The organism is Ralstonia insidiosa, assembly GCF_008801405.1.
GTDB lineage: Bacteria > Pseudomonadota > Gammaproteobacteria > Burkholderiales > Burkholderiaceae > Ralstonia > Ralstonia insidiosa.
The window spans coordinates 3,384,951-3,401,090 of the sequence record NZ_VZPV01000001.1 but is presented as its reverse complement, the minus strand read 5'-3'; the positions used below and the strand labels follow the sequence as shown (position 1 = coordinate 3,401,090).

The window sequence follows — 16,140 nt, the reverse complement described above, 5'->3', positions numbered from 1 at the left end:
CGCATGAACATCCTCACCATCGATACCGGTACCACCAACACGCGCGTCACGGTCTGGCGTGATGACGTTGCGCTCAGCCAGGCCGCGCGCCAGGTCGGGGTGCGCGACACCGCCATCACCGGCAACAAGACGACGCTGCAGCGCGGCGTGCAGGACACCGTCGAAGCCGCGCTGCAGAAGGCCGGCCTCGCCATCAGCCAGGTCGACCTCGTGCTGGCGTCCGGCATGATCACCTCCAACGTCGGCCTGCACGAAGTGCCGCACCTGTTGGCGCCGGCTGGTCTGCGCGATCTGGCTGCCGGCATGGTGCAGGCGAGCATCCCCGAGGTGTGCGCCCAGCCGATCTGGTTTGTGCCGGGCGTACGCAATCCGGTGGACAACCTCGGCCTGCACAACATCGAGTCGATGGACATGATGCGCGGCGAAGAGGTGGAGACGATGGGCCTGGTTTCGCGCCTCTCCATCACCGAACCGGCGGTAATCGTGCTGCCGGGCTCGCACTCGAAGTTCGTGCATCTGGATGCCGACCAGCGCATCACTGGCTGTGTGACGACGCTGGCCGGCGAGCTGCTCCACGTGATCACGCACAACACCATCCTGGCGGATTCGGTGGATTCCGACTTCGCCAGTGAGGTCGATCCGGAGATGTTGCTGGCCGGCGCGCGCAGCGCCAGCAGCATCGGGCTGGGGCGCGCCTGCTTCATGGTGCGCACGCTGGGCCAGTTCACGATCTACGAACGCAATGCGCGGGCCAACTTCCTGCTGGGTGCGGTGCTGGGTGCGGACTTGCTCACGCTCAAGAACAGCAGCGCGATCCGCATGAACCCGGGCACGCAGTTCGTCATCACCGGCAAGCCGCTGCTGCGCGAAGCGCTGGCCGTGCTGGTGTCGGACGACGATTTCTTCTCGGGCAAGGTCACCGTCACCAGCAGTGAACAGCAGGAACACCTGGCCGGCAGCGGCGCGATTGCCATCGCCCGCGAGCGCGGTTTGGTGAAGACGTTGAAGGTGGCGCGAGCCTAGCGCTGGCGCGGCCTGGCCGATTTATCCACAACGGTTATCCACAGCAGTTGTCCACAGTGGTTATCCACAGCAAAACAGGTGCCGCCAAGACGGCGCCGAAAGGAGACAAGATGAACCAACAACGACGCGTTACCTTCAAGGCCATCGCGGCCGCTACGCTGTTCGCCATCGCTGGCGGGTTGGCCCACGCGGCGGACGACGTGAAGATCGGCTTCCTGGTCAAGCAGCCCGAAGAGCCCTGGTTCCAGGACGAATGGAAGTTCGCCGACCAGGCCGCCAAGGAGAAGGGCTTCAAGCTGGTGAAGATCGGTGTGCCCAGTGGCGGCGAGGTGCTGACCGCCATCGACAACCTCGGCGCCCAGCACGCGCAGGGTTTTGTGATCTGCGTGCCGGACGTGAAGCTCGGGCCGGCGGTGGTGGCCAAGGCCAAACAGAACAACCTGAAGCTGATGACGGTGGATGACCGTCTGGTCGACGGCAGCGGCAAGCCGATCGACGCCGTACCGCACATGGGCATCTCGGCCACGAAGATCGGCGAGCAGGTGGGCGACGCGATTGCGCAGGAGATGAAGAAGCGCGGCTGGAACCTGGCCGACGTTGGCGCCATCCGCATCGCCTATGACCAGCTCCCTACGGCTAAGGAACGTACCGATGGCGCCGTGGCTGCACTCACCAAGGCAGGCTTTCCTGCTGCCAACGTGCTGACCAGCCCGCAAGCGAAGACGGATACGGAAGCCGCTTTCAACGCCGCCAACATCACGCTCACCAAGAACCCGAAGTTCAAGCACTGGATTGCGTTCGGACTGAACGATGAAGCCGTGCTCGGCGCGGTGCGTGCGGCAGAAGGCCATGGCGTGAAGCCACCCGACATCATCGGCGTGGGTATCGGCGGCAGCCAGTCGGCGATGAACGAGTTTGCCAAGCCCGAGAAGACCGGCTTCTTTGGCACCGTGCTGATCAGCCCGAAGCGTCACGGCTATGAGACGTCGTTGAACATGTACGACTGGATCAAGAACAACAAGGCACCGGACCCGCTCATCCTGACCAGCGGCCGCCTGATGACGCGCGACAACGAGAAGGCTGTCCGCCAGGAAATGGGCCTTTGAGCCCCGGCGGGTGACGGCGGCACGCCGGGAGCCAGCGGCGGGACAGAAAGCCCCAACGTTGGCTCTCCAGCGTGCCAACGTTGGGACAAAAAGAGCCGGTAGTGACTCTCAGAGCGTCAGCTTCGGGACAAAAAGGCCCAGTAGTGGCTCTCTGAGCGTCAACTTCGAGACAACAAGACCCGGGTAGTGGCTCCCAAGGAGCCAGCTTCAAGACAAAAAGACCCGGTGATGGGACGCAAAGTACCAGCGGTGGGACAAATGAAGACGGTAGCGAAGGAGACTCGCCATGTCGGCGTTCCTTGAGTTTCATGGCATCAGCAAGGTGTTTCCGGGTGTGCGGGCGCTGTCCGATGTGTCGTTCGGCATCGAATGCGGCCGCGTGCACGGCTTGCTGGGCGAGAACGGCGCGGGCAAGTCGACGCTGTTGAAGATCCTGGGCGGCGACTATCAGCCTGATGGTGGGCAGATCGTCGTCGAGGGCAAGCCGACAGCGTTCCCGACCACGCGGGCGGCGCTGGCGGCGGGCATTGCGGTCATCCACCAGGAACTGCAGACGGTGCCCGAGCTGACGGTGATGGACAACCTGCTGCTCGGCCACCTGCCGGCCAGCGGCGGCTTCATCCGCCAGCGCGAGGCGATGGCGTGGACGCGCGAACAGCTCGGCCGCATCGGCGTGGATCTGGACCCGCGCGCCAAGTTGAAGCACCTGTCGATCGGCCAGCGCCAGATGGTGGAGATCTGCAAGGCGATCTTGCGCGATGCACGGGTGATTGCGCTGGACGAGCCAACCAGTTCGCTGTCGATCCGCGAGACCGACATCCTGTTCCGCCTGGTGAAAGACCTGCGTGCGCAGGGGCGGGCGCTGATCTACATCTCGCACCGGCTGGATGAGATTTTCGAGCTGTGCGACGGCTGCACGATCTTCCGCGATGGCCGCAAGGTGGCGGATTTCCCGTCGATGGCCAACGTCACGCGCGACGAGCTGGTTGCACAGATGGTCGGCCGCCAGATCGACGACATCTTCGATTACCGCCCGCGCACGCTGGGTCAGGTACGCCTGCAGGTGGAGGGTCTGATGAGCTCGAAGCTGGCGGAACCGGCCAGCCTGTCCGTGCGGCGCGGCGAGATCGTCGGGCTGTTCGGGCTGGTAGGCGCGGGGCGTTCGGAGTTGGCGCGCCTCATCTACGGTGCCGATCGCAAGACGGCCGGCAGCATCGCGCTGGACGGCGCGCCGATCCGCATCCGCGATGTGGCCGACGCCATCCGCCAAGGCATCGTGCTGTGCCCGGAAGACCGCAAGGAAGAGGGCATCATCGGCTGCCGCTCGGTGTCGGAGAACATCAGCATCAGTTGCCGGCGCAACCAGCGGCGCTTCGGGTTGTTCGTCAACGACAAGCAGGAAGCGAAGACGGCGGACCATTACATCGCCCGCCTGCGCATCAAGACGCCCAACCGCGAGCAGCCGATCCGCCTGCTGTCGGGTGGCAACCAGCAGAAGGCCATCCTGGCGCGCTGGCTGGCGGAAGACGACATGCGCGTCCTCATCATCGACGAGCCCACGCGCGGTATCGACGTCGGTGCCAAGAACGAGATTTACCAGGTGCTGTACGAGCTGGCCGAGCGTGGCGTGGCCGTGTTGATGATCTCCAGCGAGCTGCCGGAGATCCTCGGCGTGGCCGACCGCGTGCTGGTGATGAGCGAAGGCCGCATCGCCGGAGAACTGCCGCGCGAGCAGGCCAATGAACAGGCCGTGCTCAAGCTCGCCCTGCGTCCTGAGTCTGCACCATCCGCGCCGCTGGCTGCATGAGAACCCCGGAGTCCAAGATGTCCCAGTCTCAACGTTTGCAACATGGCGACGCCCTGGCTGCGTCGGCCCGTTCCTCTATGAACAAGACGCGCCTGCTCCGCCTGCTGGACGATTTCAGCCTGCCGCTGATCTTCGCCATTCTGTTTGCCGCGCTGTCGTTCTCGGTCGAGTACTTTTTCTCGTGGCAGAACATGGTGGGCCTTGCGCTCTCCGTCTCGCAGATCGGCATGGTGGCCTGCACGATGATGTTCTGCCTCGCCTCGCGCGACTTTGACTTGTCGATTGGTTCGACGGTGGCGTTTGCCGGCGTGCTCTGCGCGATGATCATCAACGCCACGGGCAGCATCGCGCTGGGTATCGGCGGGAGTCTGGTGGCGGGCGCGGTCATCGGCGGCGTGAATGGCTTCGTGATCGCCAGGCTGAAGATCAACGCGCTGATCACCACGCTGGCCACGATGGAGATCGTGCGCGGCCTCGCCTTCATTGCCTCGCATGGGCAGGCAGTGGGCGTGTCGGATATGGCGTTCTTCGATCTCGGCAACACCATCATCCTGGGCGTACCGACGCCGGTGTGGGTGGCGGCGCTGTGTTTTGTCGTGTTTGGCGTGCTGCTCAACAAGACGGTGTACGGGCGCAATACGTTGGCCATCGGTGGCAACCCGGAGGCGGCGCGGCTGGCGGGTGTGAACGTCAACATGACGCGCGTCGTTATCTTCCTGATCCAGGGTGTGATTGCCGCGCTGGCAGGCGTGATTCTGGCGGCGCGCATCACCAGCGGCCAGCCGAATGCGGCGCAGGGCTTTGAGCTGAACGTGATCTCCGCCTGCGTGTTGGGCGGCGTGTCGTTGATGGGCGGCCGCGCGAGCATCAGCGGGGTGCTGGTCGGCGTGCTCATCATGGGCACCGTGCAGAACGCGATGAACCTGCTGAACATCGACGCGTTCTATCAGTACCTCGTGCGCGGCGGCATTCTGTTGGCAGCGGTGCTGGTCGATCAGTTGAAGAATCGCGGAGGGGCGGAACGATGAACGCGACCACGCTTTCCGATCTGCGCTGCACGCTGGGCGAAGGCATCGTCTGGGATGACGCCCTGCGTGTGCTGTGGTGGACTGATATCCAGGAATCCCTGCTGTGGCAACACGATCCGGCGACGGGGCAGGAGCGCCAATGGCCGCTGCCGCAGCGCGTGGGCTCGTTCGTGCTGACGGACGAACCCGGTGTGTTGATCCTCGGGCTTGCGAAGAACGTTGCGCGCTTCGACACGCGAACCAGCACGCTGACATTGCTCGCACCTGTGGAGCCCGATGTTGCAGGCACGCGCGTCAATGACGGCCGTGCAGACCGCTGCGGCAACTATGTCTTCGGCACCATGCACGAACGTGGCCCGGAGCCCGTCGGTCGCTTCTACCGCTTCACGCCGCTGGGTGTGCTGCAACGCTTGGCCTTGCCCAACATCACGGTCGCCAACAGCATCGCCTTCAGCCCCGACGGCACGACGATGTACTGGTGCGACACGCACAGCCGCCGTATCCACGCCTGCGACTACGACGGCCAGACCGGCGCGGTTGGCCACGTCCGTGTCTTTGCCGACTTACGTGACGCGGATGACGGCGTGGGCCACAAGGGCTCACCCGACGGCTCCACTGTCGATGCCGAGGGCTGCCTGTGGAATGCGGAATGGGGCGGCAACCGCCTCACGCGCTATGCACCGGATGGGCGTGTGCTGGTGCATGTGGCGGTACCGGCGTCGCAGCCTTCGTGTCCGGCGTTCGGTGGCGCCGCATTGGACACGCTGTATGTCACCAGCGCCCGCGAGGGTTTGTCGGCGCGCCGTTTGGCTGAAGACGTGAATGCCGGCGCGGTATTTCAACTGACCGTGCCCAACGTGCGCGGACTACCGGAGGCCCGTTTCGGCCATGCCCATGTTGCGGCTTGAGAACGGCGTGCTGCGCGCCGACGTGCTGCCCGAGTCAGGCGGTGGTCTGCTGCGCTTTGATCTGCTGCGTGCGAATGAGGTCGTGCCTGTTTTCCGCCCGGCCCAGCTTGACGAGGCATTGCACGAGCCCAAGGCGCTGGCGTGCTACCCGCTGGTGCCTTGGTCCAACCGCATTGGCGGCGGGCGTTTCATCTTTCAGGGCCGGACCATCGAGGTGCCCCTCACGCGCGACGACGAAACCTATCCACTGCACGGCCACGGCTGGCTGATGCCGTGGCACCAGGTGGCGAAGGGTGAGACGTTTGTCGAGCTGGCGGCCATGGTCGACCACGGCGCACCGTTCCGCTACCTCGCGCTGCAACGTTACACGTTGGCAGGCAACACCCTGCAAATGTCGCTGACGGTGCGCAACGAGGGTGCGCCGCTGCCGTTCGGGTTGGGTGTGCACCCGTTCTTCCCGCGTACGCCAGACGTGCGCTTGCACGCGAGCGCCACCGGTATGTGGCAAGCCGCGCCTGACCATTTGCCAACGGTGTTGCAGGCACCGCTGTCGCATGCAGATTTCCGCAAGCCCCGACAACTGGAGCCCGGCCACACCATCGACCACAGCTTCGAAGGCTGGGATGGCGCTGCCGACATCGTCTGGCCGAGTCGCCGCTTGTCGGTGCGGGTGAGCGCCACCACCTCGCGCTACGTGCTGTACACCCCGGCTCAGTACGACTTCTTCTGCTTTGAACCCGTCGACCACACCATCAACGCGCACAACCTGCCGGGCCAGCCGCAAGACCACGGCCTGACCATCCTCGGTACCGGCCAAAGCCTGCAGCGCGGCTACCAATTCATCGTGACATCGATCTGACGCATGACGGCTCCTCCCACATCGTTCCCGCCGCGCCTCGCTGGCAAGGTCGCCCTGGTGACGGGCGCCACGCAGGGCATTGGCGGTGCAATCGCCAAGCTGTTCGCGCGGCACGGCGCCCGCGTGATCGTCAACGCGCTGGTGCGCGATGAGCGCGCTGAAGCCTTCGCCAAGTCCATTGGCAACGACTACAACATCCTCCTCGTCCAAGCCGACGTGCGCGACCGCACCCAGATCGACGCGATGGTCGCGGCGGGCGTCGAGCGCTTCGGCGGCATCGACGTGCTGGTCAACAACGCGGGCATCAACGTGTTCTCCGATCCGCTCAAGCTGAGCGAGGAGGATTGGGCCCGCTGTCTGTCGGTCGATCTGGAGGGGGCATGGCACTGCGCGCGTGCCGTGTTGCCGCACATGCTGGCGCGCGGGGCGGGCAGCATCGTCAACATTGCGTCGGTGCATGGGCACAAGATCATTCCGGGCGCGTTTCCGTATCCGGTGGCCAAGCACGGGCTGATCGGGCTCACGCGTGCGCTGGGCATCGAATATGCGGCGCGTGGGATTCGCGTGAATTCGATCTCACCGGGGCTGATCCTCACGCCGATTGCCGAAGCCGGTTTTGCCGCCGCGCCCGACCCCGAAGCCGAACGCCGTCGCCAGGCCGAGCTGTTGCCGTGCAAGCGCATCGGCGAGCCGGAAGAGGTGGCCTACACCGCGCTGTTCCTCGCCTCCGACGAGGCCCGCTTCATCAACGCGACCGACATCCTGATCGATGGCGGCCGGTCGCAGCTTTATCACGAGTAACGCATGACCTGGACCGCTCATCTTCCCTTGATCGCCATCCTGCGCGGCATCCGGCCTGACGAGGTATTGGCGCACACGCAAGCGCTGGTCGACGCCGGCTTTGATGCCATCGAAATCCCGCTGAATTCGCCCGACTGGGCGCAAAGCGTGCAGCTGGCCGTGCGTGCCTTTGGCGATCGCGCGTTGATTGGTGCCGGCACCGTGCTCAAGCCGGCCGATGTTGAGTTGATGGTGGCGGCAGGCGGCAAGCTGGTTGTTACGCCCAACACGAATACCGATGTCATTCGCGCTGCCGCTGCGCGCAAGCTCGTCACCTGCATTGGCTGCATGACCGCCACGGAAGCCTTTGCCGCACTCGATGCGGGCGCCGAAGCGCTGAAGATTTTCCCGGCGGGAAGTCTTGGCCCCGGCTACGTGCGCGCGCTCAAGGCCGTGCTGCCGCCTGAGGTGCCGGTGTTTGCCGTGGGCGGCATCACGCCGGAGAACCTGGCCGACTACCTTGCTGCCGGGTGCATCGGCGCGGGTCTTGGCTCCGACTTGTACCGCCCCGGTCAGCCCGTCGAACGCACCGCCGAGCGCGCACGCGCCTTCGTCACCGCATATCGCACTGTCCAATCCGACCGAACGATCCACCCATGAAAATCACTCGCCTGACCACGTATCGCCTGCCTCCGCGCTGGATGTTCCTGAAGATCGAAACCGACGAGGGCGTCACCGGCTGGGGCGAGCCCGTCATCGAAGGCCGTGCGCGCACGGTGGAAGCGGCGGTGCATGAGCTGTCCGACTACCTGATCGGCCAGGACCCGAGCCGCATCAATGACCTCTGGCAGACCATGTATCGCGCCGGTTTCTACCGCGGCGGCCCGATCCTGATGAGCGCCATCGCCGGTATCGACCAGGCGCTGTGGGACATCAAGGGCAAGGTGCTGGGCGTGCCGGTGTACGAGCTGCTCGGCGGTCTCGTGCGCGACAAGATGCGCACCTACAGCTGGGTCGGCGGCGACCGTCCTTCTGATGTGATTGCCGGCATGAAGGCGCTGCAGGCCGGCGGCTTCGACCACTTCAAGCTCAACGGCTGCGAGGAGATGGGCATCATCGACACCGCCCGCGCAGTGGATGCGGCGGTGGCGAAGGTGGCGGAGATTCGCTCGGCTTTCGGCAATACGGTCGAGTTCGGGCTCGATTTTCACGGCCGCGTTTCTGCGCCGATGGCCAAGGTGCTCATCAAAGAGTTGGAGCCGTATCGTCCGCTTTTCATTGAGGAACCCGTGCTGGCCGAACAGGCCGAGAGCTACGCACGCCTGGCCGCCCACACGCACCTGCCGATTGCCGCTGGCGAGCGCATGTTCTCGCGCTTCGACTTCAAGCGCGTGCTGGAAGCGGGTGGGGTGTCCATCCTGCAGCCAGACCTGTCGCATGCGGGTGGTATTACCGAATGCCTGAAGATCGCCGGGATGGCCGAGGCCTACGATGTGGCGCTGGCGCTGCATTGTCCGCTCGGCCCAATCGCACTGGCCGCCTGCCTGCACATCGACTTCGTCAGCTGGAACGCCACATTGCAGGAGCAGAGCATGGGCATCCACTACAACAAGGGCGCCGAGTTGCTCGATTACGTGCGCAATAAGGCCGATTTCGCGCTGGATGGCGGCTATATCCGCCCGCCGCGCCTGCCCGGGCTGGGCGTGGATATTGACGAAGCGCTGGTCATCGAGCGCAGCAAGGAGGCTCCGGACTGGCGCAACCCGGTGTGGCGCCACGCCGACGGTTCCGTCGCGGAGTGGTAAGCCGGGCGCGGAAGGAGGGGCGGGGGTGGCTGCAGCCGGTTGCAGCCATCGAAAACCGACCCAGCGGGGACATCCCCGTCTGGTAAAATCGCGGTTTTCCCGCCTTCTGCCCGCAGGTTCGCATGACCGCTCCCGCACTCCACTCGAATACCACCCAGCCCACCCAATTGATGGCCAACGCCATCCGCGTGCTTGCCATGGACGCCGTCCAGCAAGCCAATTCCGGCCACCCCGGCGCGCCGATGGGCATGGCGGACATCGCCGTGGCACTGTGGAGCCGCCACCTGCGCCACAACCCGCTGAACCCGCGCTGGCCCGACCGCGACCGCTTCGTGCTGTCCAACGGCCACGGCTCGATGCTGATTTATGCGCTGCTGCACCTGACCGGCTACGACCTGCCGATGTCGGAACTGAAGAACTTCCGCCAGCTGCACAGCAAGACCGCCGGCCACCCGGAATACGGCATCACCCCCGGCGTTGAGACGACGACCGGCCCGCTCGGCCAAGGCATCACCAACGCCGTCGGCATGGCACTGGCCGAGCGCCTGCTGGGCCAGGAGTTCAACCGCCCCGGCTTTGACATCGTCAACCACCACACCTACGTCTTCCTGGGCGACGGCTGCCTGATGGAAGGCATCAGCCACGAAGCCTGCTCGCTGGCCGGCACGCTGGGCCTGAACAAGCTGATCGCGCTGTGGGATGACAACGGCATCTCGATCGACGGCGAGGTCGTCCACTGGTTCAACGACGACACCCCGAAGCGCTTCGAAGCCTACGGCTGGAACGTGATCCGCGCCGTGGACGGCCACAACGTGGACGCTGTCGATGCTGCCATCGCCGAAGCCAAGAAGTCGAACAAGCCGACGCTGATCTGCTGCCGCACCGTGATCGGCAAGGGCGCGCCCAACAAGGAAGGCGGTCACGATGTGCACGGCGCCCCGCTGGGCGGCGTGGAAATCGCTGCCGCGCGCGAAGCGCTGGCCTGGCCGCACGCTCCGTTCGAAGTGCCGCAAGCCGTGTACGACGCATGGGATGCCAAGGGCCAGGGCCAAGCGCTGGAAAAGGCCTGGAACGCGCTGTTCGATGCCTACTCCGAGCGCCATCCGGCCGAAGCCGAGCAATTCGAGCGCCGCATGCGCGGTGAACTGCCGGCCAGCTTCGAAAAGGCCGTCGCCGAGTTCGTGGAAAAGTGCGAACTGAAGGCTGAAACCATCGCCACCCGCAAAGCCAGCCAAAACACGCTGGAAGCCTACGGCCCGGTGCTGGGCGAACTGCTGGGCGGCTCGGCCGACCTGACCGGCTCGAACCTGACCAACTGGAGCGGCAGCAAGGCCGTGCGCGTGGATGCCTGGGGCAACCACATCAACTACGGCGTGCGCGAGTTCGGCATGAGCGCCATCATGAACGGCATCGCGCTGCACGGCGGCTACATTCCGTACGGCGGCACGTTCCTGACGTTCTCCGACTACAGCCGCAACGCCCTGCGCATGGCCGCGCTGATGAAGATCCGCTCGATCTTCGTCTTCACGCACGACTCCATCGGCCTGGGCGAGGACGGCCCGACGCACCAGTCGATCGAGCACGTTGCCAGCCTGCGCCTGATCCCGAACATGGATGTGTGGCGTACCGCTGATACCACCGAAACCGCTGTCGCCTGGGCCGCCGCCATCGAGCGCCAGAACGGCCCGAGCTGCCTGATCTTCAGTCGCCAGAATCTGCCGTTCCAGGCCCGCAACCCGGCAACCCGCGAAGCCATCGCACGCGGCGGCTACGTGCTGCGTGATGCGGCCAACGGCAAGCCGGACGTGGTCATCATCGCCACCGGTTCGGAAGTCGGCCTGGCGGTCGGTGCAGCAGATCAACTCGCCGCTGAAGGCATCCACGCCCGCGTGGTGTCGGTACCGGCCACCACCGTGTTCGACAAGCAGGACTCGGCTTACAAGGCCAGCGTGCTCCCGCATGGCGTGCCGCGCATTGCCGTGGAAGCGGGCGTGACGGACTTCTGGTGGAAGTACCAAGTGCAGGCTGTGGTCGGCATCGACACGTTCGGTGAGTCGGCCCCGGCAGGCGTGCTATTCAAGCACTTCGGCTTCACCGTCGAGAACGTGGTGAACACTGCCAAGAGCGTCATTGCTTAACTGAATTTGCGCATGCGGCACCCACGAGGTGCCGCGTTGCCATCATCGATTTCATTTCTGCTATCAGGAGACTGACCATGACCATCAAGATCGGCATCAACGGCTTCGGCCGCATCGGACGCATGGTGTTCCGCGCCGCCGCCGCCAACTTCAAGGACATCGAAGTCGTTGCCATCAACGACCTGCTCGAGCCCGACTACCTGGCGTACATGCTCAAGTACGACTCGGTGCACGGCCGCTTCGACGGTGAAGTCTCGGTCGACGGCAACACGCTCGTCGTCAACGGCAAGAAGATTCGCCTGACCGCCGTGAAGGACCCGTCCGAGCTGAAGTGGGGCGAGGTTGGTGCCGACGTGGTGATCGAGTCGACCGGCATCTTCCTGACCAAGGAAGGCGCACAGAAGCATATCGACGCGGGCGCCAAGAAGGTGATCATGTCGGCTCCGTCGAAGGACGACACCCCGATGTTCGTGTTCGGCGTGAACCATGAGTCGTACAAGGGCGAAGCGATCATCTCGAACGCCTCGTGCACGACCAACTGCCTGGCACCGGTTGCCAAGGTGCTGAACGACAAGTGGGGCATCAAGCGTGGCCTGATGACCACCGTGCACGCTGCCACCGCCACGCAGAAGACTGTGGACGGCCCGTCCAACAAGGACTGGCGCGGCGGCCGCGGCATCCTGGAAAACATCATCCCGTCGAGCACGGGCGCCGCCAAGGCCGTGGGCGTGGTGATCCCGCAGCTGAACAAGAAGCTGACCGGCATGTCGTTCCGCGTGCCGACCTCCGACGTGTCGGTGGTCGACCTGACCGTCGAGCTGGAAAGCGCCGCCACGTACGCTGAAATCTGCGCTGAAATGAAGGCACAGAGCCAAGGCGCGCTCAAGGGCGTGCTGGGTTACACGGAAGACAAGGTCGTTGCGACCGACTTCCGTGGTGATGCTCGCACCTCGATCTTCGACGCTGAAGCCGGTATCGCGCTGGACGGCACCTTCATCAAGGTGGTGAGCTGGTACGACAACGAGTGGGGCTACTCGAACAAGTGCCTGGAAATGGCACGCGTGGTCGCCAGGTAATCCGCACTTTGTGGCACGGGAAACGTGCCACTGACGTGTTCATGATGCAGGCCAGTTAATCTGGCTGGTGCTTCATGCAAAGGCGGCATGGTGGGCTTTCGCGCCTGTCATGCCGCCTTTGTTATGGTGTGAAACGAAAACGTTTGCGTAGAAGCAAATTTACGGTGCGGGCCGCTGGAATTCGCTTTGAAAATTGGGACGTGTTCCGTACACTGAACAAATACTACATTGTGATGTGGCGGCGATTTGCGCCCCATCTGGCCGTTGCTCCTGCAACGTTTGCCATTTCAGTTTTCCAACGTGTCTGAGCCCAGGCGTCCCATGGTCAACGTCGATACCAAGCTGTTGGTGATTTTTGTCGAGCTGCTCAGCAAGCGGAACGCCACGTACGTGGCTGAAAAGATGCACATGACCGCGCCTGCGGTGTCGCATTCGCTGGGCCGTCTGCGCGAGATCTTCGACGATCCTCTCTTTATTCGCGTCCCGCACGGCCTGACGCCAACGCCCAAGGCGCTTGAGCTCGGCCCCAAGGTGCGCGAGATGCTTGATCTTTGGGCGGCCATCAACGAAGGCGATATCGCTACGTTCGATCCCGCAGAGGCTACTGGTGCGTTCAACATCAGCTTTGCCGGTACGCTGGGCGATGCGCTGTTCGACCGCTTCCTGCTGCGCCTCAAGCGCCTGGCACCGGGCCTGCAGGTGCGCCTGACCGAATCGTCCTCGTGGGAAGCCGACGTGGCCGCCATGCGCGCCAACGAGTTGGACCTGGCGTTCTCGCCGTTCCCCACGCGCCATCCGGAGATCATGGAAGAGGTTGTGACCTCGTTCCGCTGGACTACGCACTGCAGCAGCGCGGCCTGAAGCGCCACTCCACCATGACCGTGCACGGCTGGCGCACCCAGGCTGAGGTGGCGAGCCAGACCGACATGATCTTCACGGTCAATTCGCTGATGAAGGATCTGGTGTGCGATGCGTACAACCTGAATGCCTTCCCGTTGCCGTCCGAGCTTGAAACCGTGCTGGGCCTGAATATGCTGTGGCACCGCAGCCGCAACACGCATCCGATGCTGGTGTGGGCGCGTCACCTCTTCAAGCAGGTGGTGGCCGAGTACACCGGTCAGGCATTGGGCGCGCCCGCGCACTCGCCGCTGCAGGCGGATGCGTCGGGCAAGAGCGGCAAGGGTGATGCAGAAAAGGAGGGTGAGGCGCGGCTGTCCGTCTGACGCACGCTGTGCTTTACCCCCAATGAAAAACGGCCGCAGACGATGCGGCCGTTCTCTTTTGTGGGCGGCGCCTTAGCGTGAATCAGCGTTTGGGGCGATGTGGGCAGGGCTCTTTCGTGCAGTTGCCATAGAGCGATAGTGCGTGCTCCTGCAGCGCAAAGCCGCGCGCACGGGCAATGCTCTGCTGGCGCTGCTCGATCTCGGCGTCAAAGAATTCTTCCACGCGGCCGCAGTCGAGGCACACGAGGTGATCGTGATGCTTGCCCTCGTTGAGCTCGTAGATGGCCTTGCCGGACTCGAAGTTGTTGCGTGATAGCAGTCCGGCCTGCTCGAATTGGGTCAGCACACGGTAGACCGTGGCCAGGCCAATATCCATGTGCTCGGCGAGCAGGATGCGGTACACGTCTTCAGCGCTCATATGGCGCTCTTCGCTGGTCTGAAAGATCTCGAGGATCTTCAACCGCGGCACCGTGGCTTTCAGACCGATGTTCTTGAGGTCTGCAGGACTCGGCATGCGCCTGGCTCCCTAGAGTACAATGTTCGGATATTTCAATCATAAGGGTTTTGGCGGCAAAAGTCCTATTGGACAGGCTGGACAGGCATATGGGATGTGCCTGGGCCGTCGCCATCCCTCACGCACCGGGCCCGCCCCGGGCCCGTTTCAAGGCCGATCGCTCATGACCTTTTCCGTTGCGCGCAGTCCTGTTCGTTTTGCCACCATCGCTGCCCGTCGCGGCGGCCTCGTACTGGGCGCCATGCTTGCTGTGTCGGTGTTGCTGGCCGGATGCGGGACCTACGACAGCACCACGCGCAAGATCGCTAATGCCATCACGCCGTATCGCATCGATATCGTGCAGGGCAACTTCGTCTCGCGCGAGCAGGCCGCGCAGCTCAAGGAAGGCATGACGCGCGATCAGGTGCGCTTCGTGCTCGGCACGCCGCTGCTGACCGACATGTTCCACGCCAACCGCTGGGACTACGTCTTCTCGTTCAAGCGCGGCAACACGAACGTCGTGCAGGAACGCAAGCTGACGCTGTGGTTTGACAGCGATCGTCTGGCCAAGTGGGTGGGCGCGGATGATCTGCCGTCCGAGACCGAGCTGATTGCCGAGATCGACGGTATCAAACGCCCGAAGAAGGAGGCCGCTGAGGCCGCCGCCGCTGCGGGTGCCGCGCCGGCAGCGCGCGCGCCGTCGATCCCGTCGGCTGAAGTGAGCGACCGTGTGCAGTCGACCACCGGTGCCAAAAACACCGTGGATATGACGCTACCGGAGCGCCGCACCGGTGGTGGTGGCACTGACGCCGCCGTTCCGCCGCCGGCCACCCAGCCGCAGTGACGCCCTGAAGGGCGGATTCGCCAAACCGGCAACCCATCTTCAAGCGAGCGGCGGACTGGTTCCGCCGCTTGTGCGTTTTACAGACCGTTTTCTTTTTTCGCACTTTTCCGCGCTGACTGACATGAAAATCGCGATTGCAGGCGCATCGGGCCGCATGGGCCAGATGCTGATCGACACCGTACTGCGCACGCCGGGCGTGACACTGGGCGCCGCGCTGGATCGCCCCGGTAGCGACATGGTGGGCCAGGATGCTGGCGCCAAGCTGGGCAAAACCACCGGTGTGATCGTGACCGACGACGTGCGCACGGGTCTTTCGCAAGCGGACGTGCTGATCGACTTCACCCGCCCGGACGCAACGCTCAATCACCTGAACATTGCGCGTGAGGTGGGCACTGGCGTGGTGATCGGCACGACCGGCTTTACGGCTGAGCAGAAGGCCAGCTTCAAGACCTACGGCGAGTCGATCGGCGTGGTGTGGGCGCCTAACATGAGTGTGGGCGTGAATGCGACCTTCAAGCTGATCGAGCTGGCTGCCAAGATTCTCGCGCAAGGCTACGACGTGGAGATCATCGAAGCGCACCACAAGCACAAGATCGATGCGCCGTCTGGCACCGCGCTCAAGATGGGCGAAGTTGTGGCTGAAGCGCAAGGCACCAAGCTGGCCGATCGCGCCGTCTATGCGCGCGAAGGCGAAACCGGCCCGCGCGAGCTGGGCACCATCGGCTTCGCCACCGTGCGCGGCGGCGATATCGTGGGCGACCACACCGTGCTGTTTGCCGGCGACGGCGAGCGCATCGAGATCACGCATCGCTCCAACACGCGCCAGTCGTATGCGGAAGGCGCCGTGCGTGCGGCGGTGTTCGTGGCTGGCAAGAAGGGCCTGTACGACATGAACGACGTGCTCGGCCTGTAAGGCGGGTGCGAAAAAAGGGCTGCCGGCGGGCCTGTCCGGGGCCTTTTTGCCGCGCCGCCATCGCCCGGATAGGGTGGGTGGCGACGGTATAATCGGGCCCTTCTCGCGAATTTTCGTCATTCAATCCGGCTGCGCAC

Annotated in this window: 14 protein-coding genes and 1 pseudogene; 14 read left to right on the top strand and 1 reads right to left on the bottom strand. The window is 64.3% G+C overall.

The window, feature by feature from the left end; genetic code table 11:
* The first annotated feature begins 3 nt into the window (after positions 1–3).
* The 12 genes and pseudogenes from F7R11_RS16145 (at position 4) to F7R11_RS16090 (ending at position 13,753) form a co-directional block, all read left to right on the top strand.
* On the top strand, positions 4–1,023 hold the full coding sequence (locus F7R11_RS16145; protein ID WP_064805135.1) for a 2-dehydro-3-deoxygalactonokinase: 1,020 nt from the start codon (positions 4–6) through the stop codon (positions 1,021–1,023).
* Positions 1,024–1,133: 110 nt separating this feature from the next.
* Entirely contained in the window at positions 1,134–2,129 is a 996-nt protein-coding gene (locus F7R11_RS16140) for an arabinose ABC transporter substrate-binding protein (protein WP_064805133.1), read from the top strand.
* Positions 2,130–2,415: 286 nt separating this feature from the next.
* On the top strand, positions 2,416–3,936 hold the full coding sequence (gene araG / locus F7R11_RS16135; protein ID WP_064805131.1) for an L-arabinose ABC transporter ATP-binding protein AraG: 1,521 nt from the start codon (positions 2,416–2,418) through the stop codon (positions 3,934–3,936).
* A gap of 17 nt (positions 3,937–3,953) precedes the next feature.
* The gene (gene araH, locus F7R11_RS16130) at positions 3,954–4,964 is read left to right on the top strand and encodes an L-arabinose ABC transporter permease AraH (protein ID WP_064805129.1); all 1,011 of its coding nucleotides are present in this window, start codon (positions 3,954–3,956) and stop codon (positions 4,962–4,964) included.
* Entirely contained in the window at positions 4,961–5,872 is a 912-nt protein-coding gene (locus tag F7R11_RS16125; RefSeq protein WP_064805127.1) for an SMP-30/gluconolactonase/LRE family protein, read from the top strand. The genes araH and F7R11_RS16125 overlap by 4 nt, the downstream gene beginning before the upstream one ends.
* Positions 5,859–6,731 (top strand): aldose 1-epimerase, encoded by an 873-nt coding sequence (locus tag F7R11_RS16120; protein ID WP_231973107.1) that lies wholly within the window; start codon positions 5,859–5,861, stop codon positions 6,729–6,731. The genes F7R11_RS16125 and F7R11_RS16120 overlap by 14 nt, the downstream gene beginning before the upstream one ends.
* A 3-nt stretch (positions 6,732–6,734) precedes the next feature.
* Positions 6,735–7,532: an SDR family oxidoreductase gene (locus F7R11_RS16115; RefSeq protein ID WP_064805123.1), complete on the top strand. Its 798-nt coding sequence runs from the start codon at positions 6,735–6,737 to the stop codon at positions 7,530–7,532.
* Positions 7,533–7,535: 3 nt separating this feature from the next.
* Positions 7,536–8,171, top strand: a complete 636-nt coding sequence (locus tag F7R11_RS16110; protein ID WP_064805120.1) for a 2-dehydro-3-deoxy-6-phosphogalactonate aldolase — start codon at positions 7,536–7,538, stop codon at positions 8,169–8,171.
* Positions 8,168–9,316, top strand: a complete 1,149-nt coding sequence (dgoD, locus tag F7R11_RS16105) for a galactonate dehydratase (protein ID WP_064805118.1) — start codon at positions 8,168–8,170, stop codon at positions 9,314–9,316. The genes F7R11_RS16110 and dgoD overlap by 4 nt, the downstream gene beginning before the upstream one ends.
* 122 nt (positions 9,317–9,438) lie before the next feature.
* A complete protein-coding gene (gene tkt, locus F7R11_RS16100; RefSeq protein ID WP_064805116.1) occupies positions 9,439–11,454 on the top strand; it encodes a transketolase in 2,016 nt (671 codons plus the stop codon).
* Positions 11,455–11,531: 77 nt separating this feature from the next.
* Positions 11,532–12,530, top strand: a complete 999-nt coding sequence (gene gap, locus F7R11_RS16095) for a type I glyceraldehyde-3-phosphate dehydrogenase (RefSeq protein ID WP_064805114.1) — start codon at positions 11,532–11,534, stop codon at positions 12,528–12,530.
* 321 nt (positions 12,531–12,851) lie between these two features.
* Positions 12,852–13,753: pseudogene (locus F7R11_RS16090) on the top strand (LysR family transcriptional regulator).
* A gap of 82 nt (positions 13,754–13,835) precedes the next feature.
* On the opposite strand, the gene fur reads toward F7R11_RS16090, so the two are convergent.
* Positions 13,836–14,267 carry a ferric iron uptake transcriptional regulator gene (fur, locus tag F7R11_RS16085; RefSeq protein WP_021196003.1) on the bottom strand — a complete coding sequence of 144 codons (432 nt, stop codon included), beginning with the start codon at positions 14,265–14,267 and terminating at the stop codon, positions 13,836–13,838.
* A 163-nt stretch (positions 14,268–14,430) separates the two neighbouring features.
* Between fur and F7R11_RS16080 the strand changes: the two genes are divergently transcribed.
* Positions 14,431–15,090: an outer membrane protein assembly factor BamE gene (locus F7R11_RS16080; protein WP_064805112.1), complete on the top strand. Its 660-nt coding sequence runs from the start codon at positions 14,431–14,433 to the stop codon at positions 15,088–15,090.
* A gap of 121 nt (positions 15,091–15,211) precedes the next feature.
* A complete protein-coding gene (gene dapB, locus F7R11_RS16075; RefSeq protein ID WP_064806431.1) occupies positions 15,212–16,003 on the top strand; it encodes a 4-hydroxy-tetrahydrodipicolinate reductase in 792 nt (263 codons plus the stop codon).
* The last annotated feature ends 137 nt before the right edge of the window (positions 16,004–16,140 follow it).